Below are 21956 nucleotides of genomic sequence, written 5' to 3'. Positions count from 1 at the left end.
TTATGAGAAAATTAAGAATGGGAATGGTCGGTGGTGGTCAAGATGCTTTTATAGGTGCAATTCACCGCTTAGCCGCCAATATGGATGGACTAATTGAATTAAAGTGTGGTGCATTAAGTATAAAACCAGAAACCGCAATTGCATCTGGTAAAGCCTTGTTTCTTCCGGAATCAAGAACATATTTAACGTATGACGAAATGATTAAAGCGGAAGCGGCTTTACCTGCTGACGAAAGAATCGATTTTGTTACTATTGTTACTCCAAATTTTGCCCATTTTGCACCTGCAATGATGGCTTTGGAGCATGGTTTTAATGTAGTAATTGAAAAACCAATGACTTTTTCATTGGAAGAAGCAAAACTATTGAAACAAAAAGTAGAAGAGACAGGATTACTACTTTGTTTAACACATACGTACTCCGGGTATCCAATGGTCAAACAAGCGAAAGCTATGGTCAGCGAAGGAAAATTGGGTAAAATTAGAAAAGTTTTAGTAGAATATCCCCAAGGATGGTTAAGTACACTATCCGAAAGAGAGGGAAACGCACAAGCTGCATGGCGAACAGATCCTAAAAAATCCGGAAAAAGTTCTGTAATGGGAGATATTGGTACGCACGCCTCTCATTTAGCCGAATATATCACCGGAGCTAAAATTACCGATGTTTGTGCAGAATTAAACACATTAGTTGAAGGCCGCATAATGGACGATGATGGAGCTGTACTATTGAAATTTGACAATGGTGCTAAAGGCGTTTTAATAGCATCACAAGTAGCAGCTGGAGAAGAAAACGCTTTAAAAATCAGAGTTTATGGCGAAAAAGGTGGAATCGAATGGTTTCAACATGATCCAAACACTTTAACGGTTAGGTGGTTAGATGAACCAACTCAGGTTTTAAGAGCTGGATCCAATTATGCACATTTATCTTCATTTGCAACACACAATTGTAGAACTCCAGGCGGACATCCAGAAGGTTATTTAGAAGCATTTGCTAATATTTATCGCAACTTTGCTTTAACCCTCAACTGCAAATTAGATGGTACAACACCTACTCCTGAAATGTTAGACTTTCCTTCTGTTGAAGATGGAGTGAGAGGAATGGCATTTATAGATAACGTAGTCGCATCATCACAATCGGATAAAAAATGGACTCCCTACGTTTTGTAATTTATTAGGAATTCGTAGACCTCTTATATACCAAATATTATGACAACAATTCAAGGGCCTGCGGTCTTTTTAGCACAGTTTATTGATGATAAAGCTCCTTTTAATTCCTTAGATGGGATTTGTAAATGGGCTGCTGATTTAGGCTTTAAAGGGATTCAAATGCCAACATTAGATACCCGTTTTATTGATTTACAAAAAGCGGCAGAAAGTAAAACCTATGCGGATGAACTAAAAGGAACAATTGCTTCTTACGGACTAGAAATCACTGAATTATCAACCCATTTACAAGGGCAGTTAGTGGCTGTTCATCCTGCTTATGATGACTTTTTTGATGCATTTGCACCAGTAAATGTACATGGAAATCCTAAAGCAAGGCAAGAATGGGCTGTGCAACAATTGAAATATGCGGCTAAAGCATCTCAAAATTTAGGGTTAAATGCACATGCCACTTTTAGTGGTTCTCTACTTTGGCAGTATTTTCATCCTTGGCCACAACGACCTCCGGGTTTAGTGGAAGATGGTTTTGCCGAATTGGCTAAACGCTGGTTGCCCATTTTAAATGAGTTTGATCAAAATGGTGTTGACCTTTGTTACGAAATTCATCCCGGAGAAGATTTATTTGATGGGGAAACCTATGAAATGTTTTTGAAAGCGGTGAATAATCACTCCAGAGCTTGCTTGTTGTACGATCCATCGCATTTTGTTTTACAACAATTAGATTACATCCAATATATCGATTTTTATCATGAACGGATTAAAGCATTTCACGTAAAGGATGCCGAGTTTAATCCTACAGGAAAGCAAGGTACTTTTGGAGGCTACCAAAGCTGGGCAAATCGTGCCGGACGGTATCGTTCTCTAGGCGATGGTCAGATTGATTTTAAAACGATATTCAGCAAACTAGCCCAATATGATTTCAAAGGATGGGCAGTAATGGAATGGGAATGCTGCATTAAAAATCAGGAAGATGGAGCGCGTGAAGGTGCTGAATTTATAAAAAATCATATTATAAAAGTTACTGATAAAGCATTTGATGATTTTGCTGCAGTAGAAACAAATCTGGCTTTTAACAAAAAAAACTTAGGATTATAAAAACTTAAATACAATAAAATGAAATTAAAATATTTCTTTTTTGGGGTTGCACTAATTAGTTTAACCTCATTTTCTAATGATAATTCAGAAGAAAAATATATTGAAACTACTGCGCAATCAAACCTTGTTGTTCAAACCTCTGAAGGAGAAAAATTAATAGCTAAATCCGATTGCATCGGATGTCATAAATTAGACAAAAAACTAATTGGTCCCTCCTACTTAGACATTGCTAAAAAATATGCTTTAAATGATAAAAATGTTGCCTATTTATCCGGTAAAATAATAAAAGGTGGCTCTGGGGTTTGGGGTTCAATTCCCATGTCTGCGCATGCTTCACTGAAAAAGAATGAGGCAAATTCTATGGCAAAGTATATTTTATCCTTAAAAAAGTAAATTAAAAGGCGCTTTTAAAGAATCAATATAATTCTAGAATGTCGAAAATAAAATCATGATGTTACACAATTTTTTGCTATAAACTAAACTGGATTAAAATAATGAAACAAAAAGAAGAAGATAAAATTACAAATAACCGTCGTGATTTTATAAAAACAACCGCTATAGCTGCAGCAGCTTTTATGATTGTTCCCCGTCACGTTCTAGGAAGAGGATTTGTTGCGCCAAGTGATCGTTTATCAATAGCCAGTATTGGTGTTGGTGGAAAAGGTAAATCTGATATCGCTATGTTTGCCAGCAGTGGAAAAGCTGATATTTCTTTTTTATGTGATGTTGATACCAGAAGAGCCGCTGCAAGTGTAAATGCATTTCCTAAAGCTAAATTTTACACGGATTGGCGCGAAATGTTAGACAAAGAACATAAAAATATTGATGCCGTTTCAGTTTCAACTCCGGACCATAACCATGCTATTCAAGCGCTTGCTGCTATGCAATTAGGGAAACATGTATATGTTCAAAAACCTATGGCACATGATATTTACGAAGCTCGTATTTTGACTGATGCTGCCAAAAAATATAAGGTGGTTACCCAGATGGGAAATCAAGGTGCCTCAAATGATGGTACCAGAATAATGAAAGAATGGTATGATGCAGGTCTAATTGGTGATGTTCACACAATACATGCATGGACAGACCGCCCGGTTTGGCCTCAAGGTATTCCGTGGTCTGCTAATAAAGCCGATATTCCAAGTGAATTGGATTGGGACTTATGGTTGGGAACTGCTCCATACAAAGAGTATGTAAATAAATTAGTTCCCTTCAACTGGCGCGGATGGTGGGATTATGGTACTGGTGCCTTAGGGGATATGGGTTGTCACCTATTAGAAGCTCCTTTTAGTGTATTAAACTTAAAATATGCCAAAGATGTGCAATGTAGTGTAGGTTCTGTATATGTAGATGAATTTCAAAGAGGATATTTTCCTGAGAGTTGTCCACCTTCGAGTCACGTTACATTAACTTTTCCAAAAACTGATAAAACAAATGGTGACATCGCGGTGCACTGGATGGATGGAGGAATTCAACCTGAAAGACCTTCCGAATTAGGCTCGAATGAAATTTTTGGAGATGGTGGAAATGGAACATTGTTTACTGGTACAAAAGGAAAAATGATGTGCGATACCTACGGTTTAAATCCGCGTTTGCTTCCTCTAAGCAAAAATGAAAATCTACAAGTTGCTCAAAAATACGCAAGAGTGATCGATGGTTCCGAAGGACATTACAAGCAATGGATTGAAGCAGCAATTGCAGGGTATGGAAAAAAAGAATTGAGTTCTCCTTTTGAAATTGCCGGTCCTTTAACTGAAGCTTTATTGATGGCAAATCTTGCGATCAGAGGATACGATGTGATGCGAGAAGAGCTTGGAGAAGAAGTGTACCCAGGACGTTCCGCAAAATTATTATGGGATAATGATGCCATGAGAATTACAAATTTTGATGAAGTGAACCAATTTGTGAAACGGGATTATCGTCAAGGTTGGAAAGCTTTAACTTTATAAGCAAGATTAATTATTAATTCAAAAATTCAAAAATGATTAAAAATATTTGTACTTCATTACTTGTTATGATACTGATTCAAACCGCAAATGCACAGCAAGCACCCATACCAAAAGGATTTAAATCCATATTTGACGGACAATCCACAACGGGATGGCACAGTTACGGAAAAGCAACAGCTGGTTCCGGTTGGAAAGCAGAAGAGGGTGTGTTGCATTTTGATCCTACAGCTGCCCAAAACGGTCAAGGAGGCGATTTGGTAACTAATGCAGAATACGAGAATTTTCATCTAAAACTAGAATGGAAAGTCGCGGCAAATGCCAATAGCGGTATTATTTTTTATGTAAACGAGGATTTGACAAAATTCAAAAATACTTATGAAACGGGTCTGGAAATGCAAGTATTGGACAATGACGGTCATTCTGACGGAAAAATTGAAAAACACCGTTCAGGGGATTTATATGATTTAATAAAAAGCACCTCAGAACCAGTAAAACCAGTAGGAGAATGGAATTCTGTTGACATTGTATGTAAATTTGGAAAACTGACAATGTTATTGAATGGCGTAAAAGTAGTTGAAACTACGCTTTGGGATGCTAATTTTAAAACATTGGTAGCCGGAAGTAAATTTGCTACTTGGCCAGGTTTTGCTGCATTCAAAAAAGGTAAAATTGCACTACAAGATCATGGAGATAATGTATGGTTCAGAAACATTATGATCAAAGAATGGAATACTATGAAAATTACAACCGGATGTGAAGCGGGTATGTAATTGATCTCTAAAAAATAAAAAAACAACCAAAACCAAAAAATAAAAAACCACTGACTAATGAATAGTACCATCCGAATTAAATTATCCATAATGATGTTCCTGGAATTTTTTATCTGGGGCGCATGGTTTGTAACCCTGGGCACATTTCTGGGTAATAATCTAAAAGCATCAGGATCAGAAACTGCTGCAATTTTTTCAACACAATCATGGGGCGCAATTATTGCTCCTTTTATTATAGGTTTAATAGCGGATCGTTATTTTAATGCGGAGAAAATTTTAGGAATACTTCATCTTGTTGGGGCATTTTTAATGTACCAAATGTATCAGTCAGAAGAAGTTGGCATGTTCTACACCTACGTTCTGAGTTACATGATTTTATACATGCCCACATTAGCATTAGTCAATTCAGTTTCTTTTAATCAAATGAAAGATCCGGAGAAAGAATTTGCAAATATCAGAGTTTGGGGAACTATAGGTTGGATTTTAGCAGGATTATCTATTAGCTTCATATTTCATTGGGATACTGCGGAAGCAATTTCTCAAGGATTTCTTAAAAACACCTTCCTTTTAGCAGGAATAGCCGCTTTAATTTTAGGTATATTCAGTTTTTCTTTACCAAAAACACCACCAAAAGTAAGTGAAGAAAAAATAAAAATTGGAGATATCATAGGTCTTGATGCTTTAAAATTGCTGAAAGATAAAAACTTCGCCATCTTTTTTATATCGTCAATCCTGATTTGTATACCTCTTGCCTTTTATTACCAAAATGCACATCCATTTTTGACAGAATCAGGCGTTGAAAATCCTACTGGAAAAATGGCAATAGGTCAAATATCCGAAGCATTATTCTTATTATTGATTCCTGTATTTTTTACCCGTTTTGGTTTCAAAAAAACGATCTTAATCGGGATGTTAGCATGGGCAATTCGTTATGTTTTATTCGCTTATGGCAATGGAAATGATTTAAGCTTTATGCTTATTATAGGTATTGCGCTGCACGGTATCTGTTATGATTTCTTTTTCGTTTCGGGTCAAATTTACACCAATTCAAAAGCGGGAGAAAAATACAAAAGTGCTGCTCAGGGTTTAATAACTTTAGCCACTTACGGAGTTGGTATGTTAATTGGTTTTGCAGTTGCAGGATGGATAACGGACAATTATAAAATGGCAGATGGGGCTGTAAACTGGCAAATGGTGTGGATTATTCCTGCTGGAATTGCGTTTGCTGTATTCTTACTTTTTGCACTTTTATTTAATGAAAAAAACAAAGGAGAAGAATCCACTTCTGCTGTATAAAAATTAAAAATGAGTGCTAATTTAAATAGAAGATCTGCCATAAAAGGAATAGTAGCCGGAACAGTTGCGATGGGAATTCCTGCTGGATTTTCTGCTTTGGCTATGCCAAAAAAGGAAACAGCAACACCATTGGGTAAATTGAAAGGAAATATAAATCACTCCGTTTCTCGGTGGTGTTTTAATGACATAGATTTAGATACGCTTTGCATTGAATCCAAAAAGATAGGGATTACCGGGATTGATTTAGTAGGTCCTAAAGATTGGTCAACATTGAAGAAATATGATCTTGTTTCCACAATGTGCAACGGTGCAGAAATTAATTTATTGGATGGTTTTAATGATATTAAATTTCATGAGACACTCTTGAAAAATTATATGGAAATGATTCCACTGGTGGCAAAAGCCGGTTATAAAAATCTGATTTGTTTTAGCGGAAGCCGAAGAGGCAAAACAGATGAAGAAGGTTGGAACAATTGTATTGTTGGTTTGCAAAAACTAATTCCATTGGCTGAAAAGCATAATGTGATTTTAGTAATGGAATTACTAAACAGCAAAATTGATCATAAAGATTACCAATGTGACCGAACATCTTGGGGAGTGGAATTAGCGAAACGTTTGAACTCTGAGAATTTCAAATTGCTTTACGATATTTATCACATGCAAATTGATGAAGGAGATGTGATTAGAAACATAAGAGACAACCATCACTACATTACACATTATCATACCGCCGGCGTTCCGGGACGAAATGAAATTGATGATACTCAGGAACTAAATTACACTGCAATTATGAAAGCAATTGCAAAAACTGGTTTTAAGGGATTTGTGGGTCAAGAATTTGTACCTAAAAACCCGGACAAACTGGCTTCATTGAAACAGGCCATAGCAATTTGTGATATTTAACTACTCTAAAAAATAACCCATGATAAAAAGAAGAGAATTTTTAATTAATGCTGGTTTAGCATTAGGTGCATTAGCAATTGCTCCTTCATTTGCTTTTGACTCTAAAAAAAGAGCCATTGGGATTCAATTATGGACACTGCGTGATACGTTACCCAAAGATGTTAAAGGTGTTTTAGCACAAGTTGGAAAAGCTGGATTTACTGAAGTAGAAACTTTTGGTTATTCAGTAGACAATGGCTTTTTTGGAACTTCGGTCCGCGATTTTAAATCAATATTAGATGATAATGGTCTAAAAGCCACGAGTAATCATTTTGATTTTAATTCGATGATCAAAGACGGTTCAACTGATCTTGTACAATCCTATGTTGAAACAGCCAACTATTTAGGAAGTGAATATGTAACAGTACCTTACATCGTTTCAGAATTGCGCGGAACTACTGGTGATGCCTATAAAAAATTAGCCTTACAAATTAATAAAGTGGGTGAGCTTTGTAAAGCTGGAGGTTTAAAATTAGCGTATCACAATCACGATTTCGAATTTACTAAATTCGGTTCAACGAATGGATATGAAATTTTATTAAACGAAACGGATAAAAACTTGGTTGATTTTGAAATGGATTTATACTGGGTAATTCGTGCTGGACATGATCCATTGGAATTATTCAAAAAATATCCGGGACGTTTCAAAATGTGGCACGTAAAAGATATGGATAAAGTAAATCCGGATTGGAATGCAGAAATTGGCACAGGAACAATAGATTTCAAGGGAATTTTTGCTCAGGCGGAACGTGCCGGACTGAAACGTTTCTTTTTGGAACACGAATCTAACTACAAACCAAATCCAATAGAATCTGCTGTAACCAGTTTCAATTACATTAAGAAAAACTTAATTTAAACATTTTAGAAAATTTTTTATAAAAAAAAGAGGCTGTCTTTTTGAGACAGCCTCCTATTTAAAAGTAATTCTAAGTAAGTCGAAAGTTTAAAAGTCGTAAAGTCAAAAGAATTAACTTTAAGTAAAACAGCTTTAAATCATATTGTTACATAATTTTATCCTGATTTTAAAATACGACATTATACCATGGTTATTACTTAGTCATATTTTATTTTACAGAAAAAGGTATATTCCAATTGCCCCAACTCAAAACAACAGTATTAGCACGGATCGTATAAACTAATTTTTCAGCAGCTGAAGCAGCAACTTCTTGCTTAACGGTAATACGTAGTTGGTCTTCTTTTTCTTTATACTTATATGCTCCCCACTGTTTGGCTTCTTTATTAAAAATAAGCACGCATTCTTTTTCATTTGGTATAACAAAAAAAGAGTATTTACCGGCTGGCAATTTAGTACCTTCAATTGTCAACTCTTTATCTGTTTCAAATGTTGTTGCGTCATTTGCTCCGGCACGCCAAACTTTATTAAACGGAACTAATTTTCCCCAAATTTCTCTTCCGTTGACTGATGGACTCCCATAATTGAGGGTAATTGTAGCACCATTAATTTCCCCTGTGGCTACTTCTTTGCTGCTGGTAGGTTTTCCTTGAGCAGCTATACAATTTACAATTAATAAGGCAATAAACGAAAAATGCATTTTTCTAAATAATTTCATGATTTAAAATGTTTTAGTTATCGTATAAAAGTAAAACAAGTAGCTTTTAATTCCTTTAAATCCATACTTATTTTATGAAAAGATTAAGGATTTTATAATTTAATTGTTTTGCCGCAATAATGGCGGTGTTATAATTTTTAAATTTGTTATTTTTACAATCGATACTTATTTATTCCATAAATTATGAATTCAATTGCTGAGCACATTGCTGACTTTTTAAAAGCATACCCACCGTTTAACTACTTAACTTTTGAAGAATTATCTGAAATAGCAGCAAATATTCGCGTTGTAAATTTAGAAAAACACAAAACATTATTTCAAATAAATGATCTTTTGCATGACAGTTTTTATGTGGTGGCTTCCGGTGTTATCAATTTATCGGTCATAGCAGATGCTGAGGAAACGCTATTAAATAAATGTACCGAAGGCGATATTTTTGGCCTGCGTCCCTTTTTTGCCAAAAATAATTATATGATGACGGCCAAAGCAAGAGAAGAAAGCATTGTTTATGCTATTCCCATTGCTACTTTCAGGCCTTTTGTAGCTAATAATTCTGAAGTTTTAAACTTTTTATTAGAAAGTTTTGCCGTAAACACCCGAAATCCAAAAGATAAAGAAAATTTAATTGGAAAATTAATTTCTGATAATGTATTCTATTCGGATCAGCAATCTGAAATGCAATATTTTCAATCGCTAGCCTATAATACAGCTCCCTTAAAAACGACCAGTACAGCAATTGTAAAAGACGTGGCTCAAATAATGACCGAATCGTTAAAAAACAATATCCTCGTATGTGATAATACTATCCCTTTGGGCATTATTACTGATGCGGATATGCGATCAAAAATTGCTACCGGCAGATATCCAGTAACCGTTACAGTAGATAAAATTATGTCCTCCCCTGTTATCACGGTGGTTGAAAACGTTTCTCTGGCAGAAGCACAGTTGCTGATGCTAAAACACAATGTGACTCATTTGTGTGTAACTCAGGATGGAACAGATAAATCCAGTGTGAAAGGAATCATTTCTGAGCACGATTTGATTGTGGCTCAAGCAAATAATCCCGGAGTTTTAATAAAAGAAATCAAACGGTGTCAATCACCAAAAGAACTAAAACAAATACGGGAACGATTAACAGATCTGATTCAGACTTCAATTTCTAAAAATATTCCGCTATCACACGTTTTTAATATTGCCAGCGAAATTAATTTGGCAGTCATTAAACGCTCGGTGGAATTATCCATTTTGGATTTAGGTTCCCCTCCTGCCCGTTTTGCATGGTTAAGTATTGGCAGTCAAGGACGAAAAGAACAGCTTTTATTAACGGATCAAGATAGTATTTTGATTTTTGAAGATGTGGCTGCTGATAAATATCGTGACGTAAAAGACTATTTTCTTAAACTTGGAAAAAAAACCACAGCCACTCTAGAAAAAATCGGCTATGAATTCTGTCCAAATGGTCACATGGGAAGTACTATGCTTTGGTGTAAATCATTGACGGACTGGATCAAACAATATGACAGCTGGATGAATACTCCTGGTGAGAACAGCACTGATTTGAGCAGTATTTTCTTTGATTATGAAATTATTTTTGGAGAACAAAAAATTGAAGATGCGATAAGTAATGTAGTCTTTAAAAATGCCAAAAACAATACGTTATTTTTTGATTTCTTAGGAAATGATGCCTTAAGAAAAAACGCTCCACTTAGTTTTTTCAAAAAATTCAATGTCGAAGAAGAAGGTAGAAATAAAGATAAATTTGATATTAAAACTAAGGCTTTAATGCCATTGATTGATGGCGCCCGTTTGTTTACTTTGAGTTTCGACATCCGAGGAATTAACAATACGTTTCAACGATTCAAACAATTATCAATTACGGATCCCAAACATGCTGAAATTTATCTCAATTGTGCCGAAGCTTTTTTGACTTTATCAAAATTCCGAACCTTAGAAGGGTTAAAAAATGATGATTCAGGCCAATTTATAAATTTGGAGGAATTATCAAAAATTGACCGAGAAAAACTGAAAAATGCTTTACTCCCTATGAGAGAACTGGAAGAATTAATAAAAAGTAAATTTCAACTTACTCAATTTTCATAATTATGTTAGACTGGATAAAAAAGATTAATAAAGAATATCCTGATTTTTGGAAAACCTATCTTTCTAAATTTGAGAAAAAGTCATCCCGCTTTGTGGTGGTATCGACAGAAACTTCTGGTTTGAATCCAGATAAAGATGTTATTTTATCAATAGGCTCTTTTTCAGTAATTGATAATAGTATTGTCATAGGTGATAACTTTGAAGCTGTTTTATTACAGTATAAATTTTTTCATGATAATGGACTTTCTAATACGTTTTTGGTAGAAAGTAAAATGAAAAAATTAGGAGAAGTAGATGCCATAAAATTATTCATTGAATTTATTGGGAACTCCATTTTAGTTGGGCATCACATTGATTTTGATGTGGAAATGATCAATGCGGCCTTGGAAAGACTAGACTGCGGCAGATTAAAAAATGAGGCACTGGATATTGATGTCATGCACAGAAAACTACTTGATATCAATGACAAACAATTTTCTCTGGAGGAACTTTGTGCGGCTTATAATATTCCGGTAAGTGAACGGAATTCAGCTGCTGAGGATGCTTATAAAACCGCTTTGTTGTTTTTGAAATTAAAATCAAGACTGGGGATTAAGTGATTTTAAATTTTGGTTGCTATATTGCATACAATTGATTTTAAACACCTTATTATTAATAGGTTTGCCTCTATTTCTATAAAGTATTGTCATTCCGACGAAGGGGGAATCACATATGTAGCTCCATTTATAGCATTTCAATTTTGTCCTTTTAGCGCATTTTGGAGGAATTAAACTTTACTATTTAAAAATTTAAGACAATACCGAAATAAAAATTCCCTTAACTCTAAAATCAACTAAATTGTCTGAATCTAATACTATATTTTCATATTCTGATTCAAAAGATAATGGTTTCAACGATATGGATTCATGCCTCCAATTTTCAGTACCAATATTCTTTTGACTATGATATTCTTTTACTGTATATCCTGAACCAAAATCTGCGTCTTGTATGCCAGTGCTTTCAACTAAAACAATTTTTCCTTCTCTACTGCCACCACTATCTTTTTTAAACAAACAGTAGGAGCCATTAGGAATTATTTTATTCATCGATTCGCCCACTACTTTACATACAAAATAGCCTTCTTTTACTGAAGTATTAAAGGGTAACTCGACCCATTCAAAATCAGAATGAACTTGTAAATCGCTAAATGAACCTGCTGCAGCTGAAATATTTACTAATGGAACTGAATTCACAAACGGTTTTACCTCCTCAAAAGGTACGATTCTGAACGGAAAATCTTTTTTATAAACATCAATATGCTTTTTTAAATAGTTTCTTAAAGAAGTATCACAAGCATAAACATAAGTACCTCTGATTCCTCGATACATTATAGTTTTGTATATATTTATTACGTAAGCCTTAAGATCATCTTTATTTGAGATCCCTTTTTTTCCATTTTTATCAAAATACAACTTCGGATTAATTTCAATTTCTTGTGTGAATTCATTGAAAATTATTTCTTTCCCAAAAATAACTCCTGTATAATTTAAATCATATCCTTGTGTCGTATGAATACAGCCAACTTCTTTAAAAGCATTTGGTGAATTAACCCAGTCCTTAGGGGTTTGATTCCATTGAAATTGTAAACCATCAATTTCAATATCCATTACAGTTTTATCTTTTTCGGATAACCAAGGCCAAGAATATCCAGCAACTAAACGACACAACCCATTTATTTCTTCCTTCTTTGCAAGTTCGCTATAAAGATCTTTTAAAGAATCAAAAACAATTAACTCATACTCATTTGGTGAATAAATAGTTTTCTCCAAGCGATTTACATGAAGTAATTGATCTACAAAACGAATATAATCATTTCCGCCTTTAACTCTCATCTGAGACGTTAACTCGATTTTCAAAGTATCATCTTGATTCAAAAGTCTGGTAAATTGATCCTCATTTATATCGGAAGGTTTTACTGATTGCGCTGAATCATAAAAGAAAATTTGATTCTTACTATTCGCAATTATCCAGTCTAGCTCTGTTCCGGTGTCATCTAATCCTAATTTTTGATTATTTTTCCGGAAGGCTCCCATCCAACTTATATTTTTATATTGCCGTAACCGATGCGCTTCGTCTACTATTAATAAATCATATTTGTCATTGAGTTTAAAGGTATCCGATGGATTTAAAACCATAGACGCTTTTAAACCAGGAATTTTTTTGAAAACATTTTGTAATGATTCTCTTAAAGAAGTCATGGCGATAACCAATCCAATTTTTGCTTTTGGATATTTATTTTGAAAAGCAATAATGAAATTGATCTCCTTGAGCTCTTCATCACTAAAATCTTCAAAATTAGCATCCGAAATATCTGAATTAAGTAATTTAATTAAATAAGTAGCCAAAATTGTTTTTCCAGTTCCAGCACTCCCTTTTATAAAAATTCTATTGGATTTTTTGATACACAATCCATCAAGAATTTGAAGAACAGAACTATATTGATCTTCATTTAAAGATTTATAAGGGGAATATTTAAAAAGTTCTGAATTCTCAACATCTTCCAGTGACTTGCTAACTATCTTTTTATCAATTAGTTTTTTCCAAATTTCTTTAAAAAGATCTTTGTACAAATCTTGTTGGTAATAATTATGATTGACTAAACCGTAATTTCCATTTTGAAGTTCGTAAGTTCCTTCAGAAGTGATGTATTGAATCAAGTTTGATTCAATATCAAGAGTTGCTGATTTATTGAATTTATCACTCCCAATTATTGAAATTTTTGTAAATGCATCTGCTTTTTTTGGATTTGCCAGGTGATTTTTGATTCTACTAGAAGCATTTGTTGATTCTCCTACATAGGCAATTCGTTTAGTTTCATTTTGTATAAAGTAAACCAAAGGCCATTGATTTTTTACCCAAGGATTTTGAGCTATTTTAGGCAATGAATCTTTATTAAAATCATATTGTTCAGAAACCTCAATAGACAATTCAAATGATTGCATCATAATTCATCATATTTGGTTGCGTTCCCTTTTGCTTTATCTATTGGATAGTTAGCTGCATTTTGCGTAATCTTTTGAAGTACAATTTCTTTTACATCTAAATTGTATTTTTCGGCTAACAAAAAAGCGTATGCAAAAACATCTGCCAATTCTTGTTTTAGCTTATCAATATTTACATCTTCTGCTTTTTTCCACAGAAACAATTCATTTAATTCCGCTGCTTCAATAGATAGAGCTAAAGCCAAATCTTTCGAATTATGAAATTGTTCCCAATCTCTTTCATTTCTAAATTTTATTAATTCTTGAATAATGCTCGGAATATCATTCATTTTATTTCGATTTAAAAAGTGTCAATGCTACTTTATATTCCTCTTCAAAAGGCAATTGCAACTGAGAAACCATTTCAGGAACAGCTAACATCCAACTCACATAATAATATGCTAAAATGTGATAACCCGAAAATCGTTTGTTTGGAATGCTGCCTACGATGTAGTTTTTTTGATTTGGGTCAAAACCTTGTGTCCCTTGCATTGCGATTTCAAAGGCTATTTTCTTGACTTCCTCTAGCGGTACATCCTTAAAATACTGCAAAGCATCAACCATAAACATCGTGACTGCCATATTAGTCCCAATATGTTCTTGGTTTTTGAGAAACTGTTCCATTTCCTTCTCTTTGAAAGCAGTATCGTCGTGTAGACCAAAAGGATCTTTTTCTAATTTTTCAATAAAAGTATCTACATCAGATCGTTTACGGTATTCGTCCTCATTTTCCAATTCAAAATAAGAGTCAATCTGTAAATCTTCGGCCCAATGTTGTACCAATTCATATTCTTCGGCAGGTTTACGATTGTCTTTGTATTCGAGAAATTCAGCATAAAAATCTTCGGCTTTGCGTAATTCGGCTGGAGTGGTATTAAAATCGTTTATAAAATCTAAACCAAATAATGCTTTAAACTGTAAGGCATTTACCAAGTTGTAAATCTTAGATTTAGAAAGTAGTGTTGCAGGCGAAAGTTCAATAACAGTCACATCAGTTACGGCTTTCAAGCCTTCTTGAATCAAAGCGTAAAGCGACAGAAATTGATACGATCTCAATTGGGGAAATTCGTTGTATATAAAATCCTCAATGAATAAATCTATTGGAGTATTGTAGGCTTGCAAATTTAACCCGTCAAATAAACCAGTACAGAATTGAGTAATCGATTGCTCTGGAATATTCATTCCATGCAACTTGGCAATAGTAGGTTGTACCGTTTTCAAAAAAACAGCTCTGTTTTGTGGAGTAGCCGTAAAAAGCTGATTTAATCCCCGTTTTCTCGCTTGAATTACAAAATCAAGATGCGCTAATTCGTGCAGAACCAAGTGTGCTACGGCAGGATAATTGGGTTTATACCGAACGATGTGCTTAATCCGATTGTAGTTTTCAGCAAACTCAATCTTGGCTGCCGTTGGAATTTCAGAATCTACTAGAACATCAATTTCTTTTCCGCAATCAAATTCTAATTGATGCTTGTATTCTGCAAAAAGCGAATTCCCATCAGTGTTAGAAATAATTTTATTGGCAACATCAAAAGCCTGATTTACTGAATTCTTGTACAGTATATCTTTATTTGAATTGCATTTTATAGCTTTCAAAGTACTGTCAAAAGCGGATTCTAAATCATTTTGAATTTCGGCTAACATTCCAAGAGCAAAATGAGTATTTGGATAGTGATCATTTATTTTTATAGCTTCCAAAAAATATTTTTTGGATTCATCCAACTTCCCTTGTTGCATAAGGTTTGCTCCAATGTTATTCATTGTAATAGCATCTTTTGGATTCACCACCAAAGCCTGATCATAGTACAACATTGCCGTAGGAATATCATTCTTGAACTTAGCAAAAATATTTCCCATCATCAGCAACGCCCAATGATTCTTAGAATCCCAGCGCAATGCATCAATCAGACTATTTATCGCTGCATCCTGATGACCTTGATCAGACAGGATTTGTCCCATAATTCGATGGAATTCCGAATTGGTAGGATTGTTCTCGATAAGATTTTGTAGAATGGGTTTTGCTTCTTGATAGTTTCCTTTTTCACAAAGGGCTACCGTTTTCCGGAAATCATTTTCTTGAAGCAGGATTGCCGAAGTGTCAATGGTTATGGTAACCCAATCCTCAGTAATGGAAACTTTTGGGCTAAAAGGACCAAAAGTATAATACGATTCTAATTCACTGATTAATAAGGTATTACCCCCCCCCCCGACTAATTTCGGGAAAATCGTAAATAGAAAATCGTCTATTTTATGAATGATTTGCATTAAATATAAATTGCTATACGTTATAAAAGATACTTTTTGTTGTTTTTAAAATTGCAACAGGTTCAAATGTAACCATTGTTTATAAATCTCGCCCTATTGTATGAAAAAAAAAGTGCTTTTTGCAAAAAAATTATAGGGTTATTCCTTTCCAAAAACGACCGTGATGGCTGATGGAAACGGGTTTCTCCATTTTTGAATGCGCATCAATACGGTAAGGAATTCCATTTTTTTTAAAGATAGCATCGGCGGAATTCAAGTTTTCAATTTTTTTGAAATACTCTTTCCCGGCAACAGCAATGGTATGAATGCAATCCTGATCTATTTTAGTTTGGGTAAAATATATTTTTCCTTTGATAGAAACAGTTCCTAATGTTGTGTTTTCGTAAAAACATTCCAGTTGCAAAGGAAAAAAACCTCGAATTCCTGTTTCCCTATTGTAGATTTTATAAGCCGCCTCTTTTCTGGACCATAAATTCCAAACCATTACTTCTGGATTTACGGCATTAGAAATTAACAGCTGTTCGTTTTTAGTAAATATTTTATCTAAAAAGCGGTTGCGTTTCCAATTGCTTTCTTTTTTGGCTAAAGCCAAATCGACAAGGTCATTTCCTATCATTTTTCTGGTGATTCACTACTTTTTTCAGCTAATTTGGTTTCAATAATGGCCATAGCTGCTTTTACATTTATCATGCGTTCCATTGATTCGTTATCAATCAAAATATTATATTTTTCCTCTATATCCAAAATAACATCTACTAAATTAGCGGAGTTTATCTTTAAATCATTGATGAAATCCGTATCTTCAGTGAGTGAGTCAAAAGCTTCTTGATTCAGAATATATGGTTTTACAATGGCTTTTAGCTCCTGAATAGTTTCTTGTTTGTTCATAATTAATATTGATTTTACAGCACTTAAGTACATTTCGTTTTCTAACGCCAAAAAAATTACCACAAATTGGGGAATTTACGGTTCATTTTTTAAATTTTTAAATTTTTTAAAAATTACACACCCATTCACATCACCAAAACCAAAACTGGCTTTTGCTAATGTATTTATTTCTATATCAAGTCGTTGTCGTGGAACTCTTGATTCATCAATTAGTGCTGTTATTTCTGGATTCAAATCGGCACAATTGATATTCGGGAAAATAAATCCGTGATGCAATTGCAGTACCGAAGCCACGCTTTCAATACTACCGGCGCCACTTAAACAATGTCCAACCATCGACTTTAAAGAATTGATGTATGGAAAATCAATTCCTTTTCGATTTAAAGCCTCACTCCAATTCTGAATTTCAAGACTATCTTTGGAAGTGGCTGTCAGATGACCGTTGATTGCGTCAATTTCACTGGCTGAAATTCCGGCATTTGTCAAAGCATTTTGAATGCATCTTTGCACCGCAACCGGATTTGGTGCAGTCATGGTTCCTAAACCGCGCTGCCCTCCTGAATTGATATTTCCACCTAAAACTTCCGCATAAATTCGTGCGCCACGTGCAATCGCACTTTCTAAATCTTCTAAGACCAAAGCACCTGCTCCGCTTCCGGGAACAAATCCGGAAGCAGCTGTGCTCATTGGTCTAGAACCCTGTTTTGGTGTTTCATTATGTTTAAAAGTACATACCTTCATAGCATCAAATCCGCCCCAAATATACGGACCGGAATCACTGGTACTTCCGGCTAAAATACGTTTTGCCTGCCCTGATTTGATGCGTTCATACGCCATTAAAATACTTTCGGTGCCAGTGGTGCAGGCCGAAGAATTAGTAGAGACTTGATTTCCAAGTCCTAATTTCCCACCCAGATACGCACTCACACCACTATTCATTGTTTGCGCTACGGCTGTACTTCCCAGTCTTCTCGTTTGTAAATTATCTATTTTATAAATGCTTTCGCGAAATTTATCAATTCCGGAAGTTCCTGTTCCAAAAATAGTTCCGCTGTCCCAATCCGGTTCTTCGTTAATTTCCAATGATAATCCGGCATCCTTCCAGGCATCAATTCCGGCAATTACGCCATATAAAATCCCTGTTGAATTGAAGTTTCTAAGTTCTAATTCCGTAAAATAATGCCCTGCTAATTCCGCAGAAACCTCGGGTTTTCCTACAATTTGACAAGAAAATTGCAATCGCTCCAACTCAGCGTCGTGCCTGATCCCGGAAATTCCGTTTTTGATGGCATGAGTGAACGCATCAAGACCTACTCCATTTGGAGCAACTACACCAAGACCCGTTATAACTACTCTTTTGTTCATTTTTTAATGTTAAATAATATTCAATTTCAATAACAATGGCAAAAAAATAATAATTTTAATACTACCAAATAGAGTACTACAGTGACAAAATATTGAAAAGAATCAAATTATACTGTTGCTTAATTTATTTTAATTCGGTTTTGAGTCCCACTTCTTTGGAGAGGGTTGGGGTGAGGATAATTCCCGCTATTGTTCCTGTGCAAACATTTTCTCCTTTTTCGTTTTTCATGATGACCTTACATTTTAATTTTCCAAATCTAAAATATATTTTTTCTGAAATTACAATCACTTTTTCATTTGGAAAAACAGGTTTTAAAAATTCTATTTCACTTGATGTTAAGGCAATTGAAGTACTAGAACTAAATGAATTATCTAACAAAAAAATGCCAAGACAAACCAATCCAATTTGCGCCATGACTTCTATCAAAATTACACCTGGAGTAACTGGAAATTCCTTAAAATGACCTTTGTAAAAATCAAGATTTTCATCAAAAGTAAAGGTTCCTTCCACTCCGTTTTCATCGATTTGGAGAATTTCATCCACAAATAAAAAGGATTTGGAATACGGTAATTTTGCTATAATTTCTTCTTTTTTCATAGTTTTTCTATTCCCCATTTGGGAGCTAAAACTCCAATAAAATTCGTTGTGCCGAAAATCCCGGTCCAAAACTCAGCATTAATCCTTTTTCTCCTTTTTTAGGCTGCTTATCCATGATTTGTTCTAAAACATACAAAACTGTGGCGCTGGACATATTTCCATAGGAGCGCAAAACCTCTTTGGTATCATCAATATTTTTTCCCAAACCAGAAAATAAAGCCTCAACGGTTTGCACAATTTTCTTTCCACCGGGATGAAAAATAAGATGGTCAATATCCTCCATTTTTAAATTATTTTTTTCTAAAAAAGGATGAATAATATCTGGAAAATGAGAAACAATCGTTTCCGGTACTTCAATATCAAGTACCATCTGCAATCCAGAATTGGTGAGTTTAAAACCCATCATGTGGATGTTATCATAAAAATGATACATCTCCTCTGCTACAATCTCAGGACCTTCGTCATCTTCATGTGAGGAAAGTAAAACGCAAGCGGCACCATCACCAAAAATCGCAGCACTTACGATATTTGCCATCGAAAAATCATCGAGTTGAAACGTAGCCGTGGGACTTTCTACGGCAATTACCGCAGCTCGTTTTCCGGGATTGGCCTGCAAGAAATTTTTAGCATAAATAATTCCTGAAATCCCGGCGGCACAACCCATTTCGGTCACGGGAAGCCTTACTATATCCTGACGCAACTTCAATGTATTGATTAAATACGCATCGAGAGACGGAATCATAATTCCGGTGCAGCTTACCGTGATGATATAATCTAAATCTTGCGGATTCCAATTTGCTTTTTTTAAAGCTTTTGCTAATACTTTTTCACCTAAATCAATGACTTCACGAACATAAATAGCATTTCTTTCTTCAAATGAAGTTTTGGTAAACACCTCTATCGGATCCATTATGGAATAGCGTTTGTCAACAGCTGCACCTTCAAAAATTTTCTTTACTTTTCTGATGAATCGTTCGTCTTGTCCCACTAGCCAAGCATCCAAAAAAGGAATTATTTCAGCTGTTGTTCTGGAATATTTAGGCAGCTGTTTGGTTACGGTTTTAATTTTTACACTCATATTTTTGAAATTATCCATTGGTATCTAAAAGCCCATTTCCAATGAATTTTATAGTTTTTAAAATTTAATTTTTTCGAGAACGCTATCAATTCTTCTTTCTTAAAACCTCTTAAAATTGATATTAATCCATCTTCTCGTGACATAGCATTCAACTGAAATACAACACATAATGCCTGAAATAATCGATAGGCAATGGCACTACGATGTAAATCATTGATTACAATTCCGATGGATGTATTGTTATAAAGAACTTTCAATAATCGAATAATCTCATCGTCTTTGAAATGATGTAACGTCAAAGTGCACAAAACAATATCATACTTTAGATCATTAAATGATTCATTAAAAATATCTTCGCAGCGATAACTGATATTAGCATATTTATCTGATAATTGTCGTGCATGTGAAATTGTAAAATTGTTAGCATCAATGCCTATTAACTGGAAATTTAGGTTGTTTTTAAGACCAAAATCAGCCAGGGTTCGCAACATATCCCCATTACCACAACCCACGTCTATAATAACAATTTCTTTAGATTTGGAATCCTGAACAAGTTCTTGTACTCCTCTTAGAGTTAACTGGTTTCCTCCTAAAAGCTGATTGATCCGGGCAATTTTATCTAAGGCATCACGTAAAATCTCACCTTCCATGGTAAAATCATCCATGATTTCCGGTTTATCAGTTCTATATTTGGTATTTAGTGTCATTTACGAGTGAAGAGTGATTGGTTTTCCGTGTGTTTTCTTTATAATTTTTAGCAATAAAAATGGAAATATAATTAATATGCGCATCAATACTGCTGAAAGTTTTTGTTTTTGTAAAATATTGGATAAAAACCGTCCCATTTTAAGTCTTCCCTTAAAATTTAAATTCCATTCTTGCAGGTATCGCTTTTCTAATTCGGCTCTGGATTTAATCTCGGTGTTATAAAATTGAACTACTAATTCTGATGCGATTTTGGCGCTATGAATTGCCATAGCCATTCCGTTTCCGCACAAAGGATGAATTAATCCGGCTGTATCGCCAATCATTAAAACATGGTTTTCAACGGCGTGTTTCTTTTTGAAAGAGATTTGGCTTATGGTCAATGGTTTTTCAAACAATAATGTACTGGTTTCAAAAAGGGTTTTTAAGTGTGGGTTTTGAGAAACAATAGTATTTTGATATTCAGTAATGTTTTTAAACTGCTTAAACGTTTTATAATCGGCTAGATAACACATGTTAATCACTTCGTTTTCAACTTTAGAAACTCCGCAATAGCCTCCTTTAAAATTATGCAAACCCACTACATCATTGGGAAATTTCCCATAATAATGTGCTTTTACGGCCAGCCAAGGTGATTTTTTATGAATAAATTCTCGATTCATTTTTTGGTCAATAATAGAACGTTTGCCAAAAGCACCAATCACCATTTGGGACTCTAAAACCATTAAATTTGTCGTGGTTATCATAAATTTATCATGCTCAAAATGAACATTTTCAACTTGATCTTTTAGTATTGTACACCCGTTATCGATAGCCTTTTTATACAAATATTCGTCTAAAACAAAACGGCTGATTCCAAAACCACCAAGAGGTAAAATACTTTGTATTGTTTTTCCTCTTGCAGTAGAAAACTCAAGTTTTATAATGTGTGTCGGCTTTAAATGGGCTATATCTAAATCCAACCAATTGAGATATGGCATCACTTCATTAGAGATGTATTCGCCACACACTTTATGTTTTGGATAACTATTCTTTTCAATAACCGTCACCTGAAGCCCTAATTTAGATAAATGTATAGCCGAAGTCAGTCCAGCTAACCCACCACCAATAATTACTACTTGTTTATCTTTCATACAAAAGTAAATTTATGGATT

21 protein-coding genes are annotated in these 21956 nt (G+C 34.5%); 10 read left to right on the top strand and 11 right to left on the bottom strand.

The annotated features are described in order from the left end of the window. Nucleotides 1-2 precede the first annotated feature (2 nt). The 8 genes from EKM03_RS07990 to EKM03_RS07955 all read left to right on the top strand — a co-directional run bounded on the left by EKM03_RS07990 (nucleotide 3) and on the right by EKM03_RS07955 (nucleotide 8068). Entirely contained in the window at nucleotides 3-1163 is a 1161-nt protein-coding gene (locus EKM03_RS07990) for a Gfo/Idh/MocA family protein (protein ID WP_233584076.1), read from the top strand. 39 nt (nucleotides 1164-1202) lie between these two features. Beyond that, the gene (locus EKM03_RS07985; RefSeq protein WP_126553261.1) at nucleotides 1203-2255 is read left to right on the top strand and encodes a sugar phosphate isomerase/epimerase; all 1053 of its coding nucleotides are present in this window, start codon (nucleotides 1203-1205) and stop codon (nucleotides 2253-2255) included. An 18-nt stretch (nucleotides 2256-2273) separates the two neighbouring features. Then, on the top strand, nucleotides 2274-2648 hold the full coding sequence (locus tag EKM03_RS07980; protein WP_126459669.1) for a c-type cytochrome: 375 nt from the start codon (nucleotides 2274-2276) through the stop codon (nucleotides 2646-2648). A 101-nt stretch (nucleotides 2649-2749) separates the two neighbouring features. After that, entirely contained in the window at nucleotides 2750-4204 is a 1455-nt protein-coding gene (locus EKM03_RS07975; RefSeq protein ID WP_126740152.1) for a Gfo/Idh/MocA family protein, read from the top strand. 32 nt (nucleotides 4205-4236) lie between these two features. Beyond that, a complete protein-coding gene (locus EKM03_RS07970) occupies nucleotides 4237-4974 on the top strand; it encodes a DUF1080 domain-containing protein (RefSeq protein WP_126740151.1) in 738 nt (245 codons plus the stop codon). A gap of 57 nt (nucleotides 4975-5031) precedes the next feature. Next, a complete protein-coding gene (locus tag EKM03_RS07965) occupies nucleotides 5032-6270 on the top strand; it encodes a nucleoside permease (RefSeq protein ID WP_126553257.1) in 1239 nt (412 codons plus the stop codon). Nucleotides 6271-6279: 9 nt separating this feature from the next. Next, nucleotides 6280-7173, top strand: coding sequence for a hydroxypyruvate isomerase family protein (locus EKM03_RS07960; protein ID WP_126563764.1), 894 nt, complete (start codon nucleotides 6280-6282; stop codon nucleotides 7171-7173). A gap of 19 nt (nucleotides 7174-7192) precedes the next feature. Continuing rightward, nucleotides 7193-8068 (top strand): sugar phosphate isomerase/epimerase, encoded by an 876-nt coding sequence (locus EKM03_RS07955; protein WP_126459684.1) that lies wholly within the window; start codon nucleotides 7193-7195, stop codon nucleotides 8066-8068. Nucleotides 8069-8276: 208 nt separating this feature from the next. On the opposite strand, the gene EKM03_RS07950 is transcribed toward EKM03_RS07955, so the two are convergent. Continuing rightward, the gene (locus tag EKM03_RS07950; protein ID WP_126568511.1) at nucleotides 8277-8783 is read right to left on the bottom strand and encodes a DUF2911 domain-containing protein; all 507 of its coding nucleotides are present in this window, start codon (nucleotides 8781-8783) and stop codon (nucleotides 8277-8279) included. Nucleotides 8784-8966: 183 nt separating this feature from the next. On the opposite strand from EKM03_RS07950, the gene EKM03_RS07945 reads away from it, so the two are divergent. Together EKM03_RS07945 and EKM03_RS07940 are read left to right on the top strand one after the other, a co-directional pair. Continuing rightward, a complete protein-coding gene (locus tag EKM03_RS07945; RefSeq protein ID WP_126553251.1) occupies nucleotides 8967-10883 on the top strand; it encodes a DUF294 nucleotidyltransferase-like domain-containing protein in 1917 nt (638 codons plus the stop codon). A gap of 2 nt (nucleotides 10884-10885) precedes the next feature. After that, a complete protein-coding gene (locus tag EKM03_RS07940) occupies nucleotides 10886-11482 on the top strand; it encodes a 3'-5' exonuclease (protein WP_126561581.1) in 597 nt (198 codons plus the stop codon). 189 nt (nucleotides 11483-11671) lie between these two features. On the opposite strand, the gene EKM03_RS07935 is transcribed toward EKM03_RS07940, so the two are convergent. The 10 genes from EKM03_RS07935 to EKM03_RS07890 form a co-directional block, all read right to left on the bottom strand. Then, the gene (locus EKM03_RS07935) at nucleotides 11672-13867 is read right to left on the bottom strand and encodes a DNA/RNA helicase domain-containing protein (RefSeq protein WP_126563765.1); all 2196 of its coding nucleotides are present in this window, start codon (nucleotides 13865-13867) and stop codon (nucleotides 11672-11674) included. Then, entirely contained in the window at nucleotides 13864-14193 is a 330-nt protein-coding gene (locus tag EKM03_RS07930) for a nucleotide pyrophosphohydrolase (protein ID WP_126459696.1), read from the bottom strand. The genes EKM03_RS07935 and EKM03_RS07930 overlap by 4 nt, the downstream gene beginning before the upstream one ends. A gap of 1 nt (nucleotide 14194) precedes the next feature. Next, nucleotides 14195-16168, bottom strand: coding sequence for a tetratricopeptide repeat protein (locus EKM03_RS07925; RefSeq protein ID WP_126740150.1), 1974 nt, complete (start codon nucleotides 16166-16168; stop codon nucleotides 14195-14197). Between the two features lie 130 nt (nucleotides 16169-16298). Beyond that, nucleotides 16299-16784, bottom strand: coding sequence for a 4'-phosphopantetheinyl transferase superfamily protein (locus EKM03_RS07920; protein WP_126561584.1), 486 nt, complete (start codon nucleotides 16782-16784; stop codon nucleotides 16299-16301). After that, nucleotides 16781-17056 carry an acyl carrier protein gene (locus tag EKM03_RS07915; protein WP_126451608.1) on the bottom strand — a complete coding sequence of 92 codons (276 nt, stop codon included), beginning with the start codon at nucleotides 17054-17056 and terminating at the stop codon, nucleotides 16781-16783. Before EKM03_RS07915 ends, EKM03_RS07920 begins: the two co-directional genes overlap by 4 nt. Before the next feature lie 75 nt (nucleotides 17057-17131). Then, on the bottom strand, nucleotides 17132-18421 hold the full coding sequence (locus EKM03_RS07910; RefSeq protein WP_126740149.1) for a beta-ketoacyl synthase: 1290 nt from the start codon (nucleotides 18419-18421) through the stop codon (nucleotides 17132-17134). Nucleotides 18422-18545: 124 nt separating this feature from the next. Continuing rightward, on the bottom strand, nucleotides 18546-19019 hold the full coding sequence (locus EKM03_RS07905; protein WP_126459708.1) for a 3-hydroxyacyl-ACP dehydratase FabZ family protein: 474 nt from the start codon (nucleotides 19017-19019) through the stop codon (nucleotides 18546-18548). Nucleotides 19020-19044: 25 nt separating this feature from the next. Continuing rightward, entirely contained in the window at nucleotides 19045-20097 is a 1053-nt protein-coding gene (locus EKM03_RS07900) for a type III polyketide synthase (protein WP_126553243.1), read from the bottom strand. Further along, the gene (locus EKM03_RS07895) at nucleotides 20094-20804 is read right to left on the bottom strand and encodes a methyltransferase domain-containing protein (RefSeq protein WP_126553241.1); all 711 of its coding nucleotides are present in this window, start codon (nucleotides 20802-20804) and stop codon (nucleotides 20094-20096) included. The genes EKM03_RS07900 and EKM03_RS07895 overlap by 4 nt, the downstream gene beginning before the upstream one ends. Continuing rightward, on the bottom strand, nucleotides 20805-21935 hold the full coding sequence (locus tag EKM03_RS07890; protein ID WP_126740148.1) for an NAD(P)/FAD-dependent oxidoreductase: 1131 nt from the start codon (nucleotides 21933-21935) through the stop codon (nucleotides 20805-20807). Nucleotides 21936-21956: the final 21 nt, after the last annotated feature.

It is taken from the genome of Flavobacterium sp. GSP6 (genome assembly GCF_003984855.1).
Classification (GTDB): Bacteria; Bacteroidota; Bacteroidia; order Flavobacteriales; family Flavobacteriaceae; genus Flavobacterium.
The sequence above is the reverse complement of the archived record's forward strand: the minus strand, read 5'-3'. Positions and strand labels throughout refer to the sequence as shown.

Coding starts and splice junctions, on each gene's coding strand:
- EKM03_RS07990 (WP_233584076.1), top strand. CDS start 3: ATGAGAAAATTAAGAATGGGAATGGTCGGTGGTGGTCAAGATGCTTTT.
- EKM03_RS07985 (WP_126553261.1), top strand. CDS start 1,203: ATGACAACAATTCAAGGGCCTGCGGTCTTTTTAGCACAGTTTATTGAT.
- EKM03_RS07980 (WP_126459669.1), top strand. CDS start 2,274: ATGAAATTAAAATATTTCTTTTTTGGGGTTGCACTAATTAGTTTAACC.
- EKM03_RS07975 (WP_126740152.1), top strand. CDS start 2,750: ATGAAACAAAAAGAAGAAGATAAAATTACAAATAACCGTCGTGATTTT.
- EKM03_RS07970 (WP_126740151.1), top strand. CDS start 4,237: ATGATTAAAAATATTTGTACTTCATTACTTGTTATGATACTGATTCAA.
- EKM03_RS07965 (WP_126553257.1), top strand. CDS start 5,032: ATGAATAGTACCATCCGAATTAAATTATCCATAATGATGTTCCTGGAA.
- EKM03_RS07960 (WP_126563764.1), top strand. CDS start 6,280: ATGAGTGCTAATTTAAATAGAAGATCTGCCATAAAAGGAATAGTAGCC.
- EKM03_RS07955 (WP_126459684.1), top strand. CDS start 7,193: ATGATAAAAAGAAGAGAATTTTTAATTAATGCTGGTTTAGCATTAGGT.
- EKM03_RS07950 (WP_126568511.1), bottom strand. CDS start 8,783: ATGAAATTATTTAGAAAAATGCATTTTTCGTTTATTGCCTTATTAATT.
- EKM03_RS07945 (WP_126553251.1), top strand. CDS start 8,967: ATGAATTCAATTGCTGAGCACATTGCTGACTTTTTAAAAGCATACCCA.
- EKM03_RS07940 (WP_126561581.1), top strand. CDS start 10,886: ATGTTAGACTGGATAAAAAAGATTAATAAAGAATATCCTGATTTTTGG.
- EKM03_RS07935 (WP_126563765.1), bottom strand. CDS start 13,867: ATGATGCAATCATTTGAATTGTCTATTGAGGTTTCTGAACAATATGAT.
- EKM03_RS07930 (WP_126459696.1), bottom strand. CDS start 14,193: ATGAATGATATTCCGAGCATTATTCAAGAATTAATAAAATTTAGAAAT.
- EKM03_RS07925 (WP_126740150.1), bottom strand. CDS start 16,168: ATGCAAATCATTCATAAAATAGACGATTTTCTATTTACGATTTTCCCG.
- EKM03_RS07920 (WP_126561584.1), bottom strand. CDS start 16,784: ATGATAGGAAATGACCTTGTCGATTTGGCTTTAGCCAAAAAAGAAAGC.
- EKM03_RS07915 (WP_126451608.1), bottom strand. CDS start 17,056: ATGAACAAACAAGAAACTATTCAGGAGCTAAAAGCCATTGTAAAACCA.
- EKM03_RS07910 (WP_126740149.1), bottom strand. CDS start 18,421: ATGAACAAAAGAGTAGTTATAACGGGTCTTGGTGTAGTTGCTCCAAAT.
- EKM03_RS07905 (WP_126459708.1), bottom strand. CDS start 19,019: ATGAAAAAAGAAGAAATTATAGCAAAATTACCGTATTCCAAATCCTTT.
- EKM03_RS07900 (WP_126553243.1), bottom strand. CDS start 20,097: ATGAGTGTAAAAATTAAAACCGTAACCAAACAGCTGCCTAAATATTCC.
- EKM03_RS07895 (WP_126553241.1), bottom strand. CDS start 20,804: ATGACACTAAATACCAAATATAGAACTGATAAACCGGAAATCATGGAT.
- EKM03_RS07890 (WP_126740148.1), bottom strand. CDS start 21,935: ATGAAAGATAAACAAGTAGTAATTATTGGTGGTGGGTTAGCTGGACTG.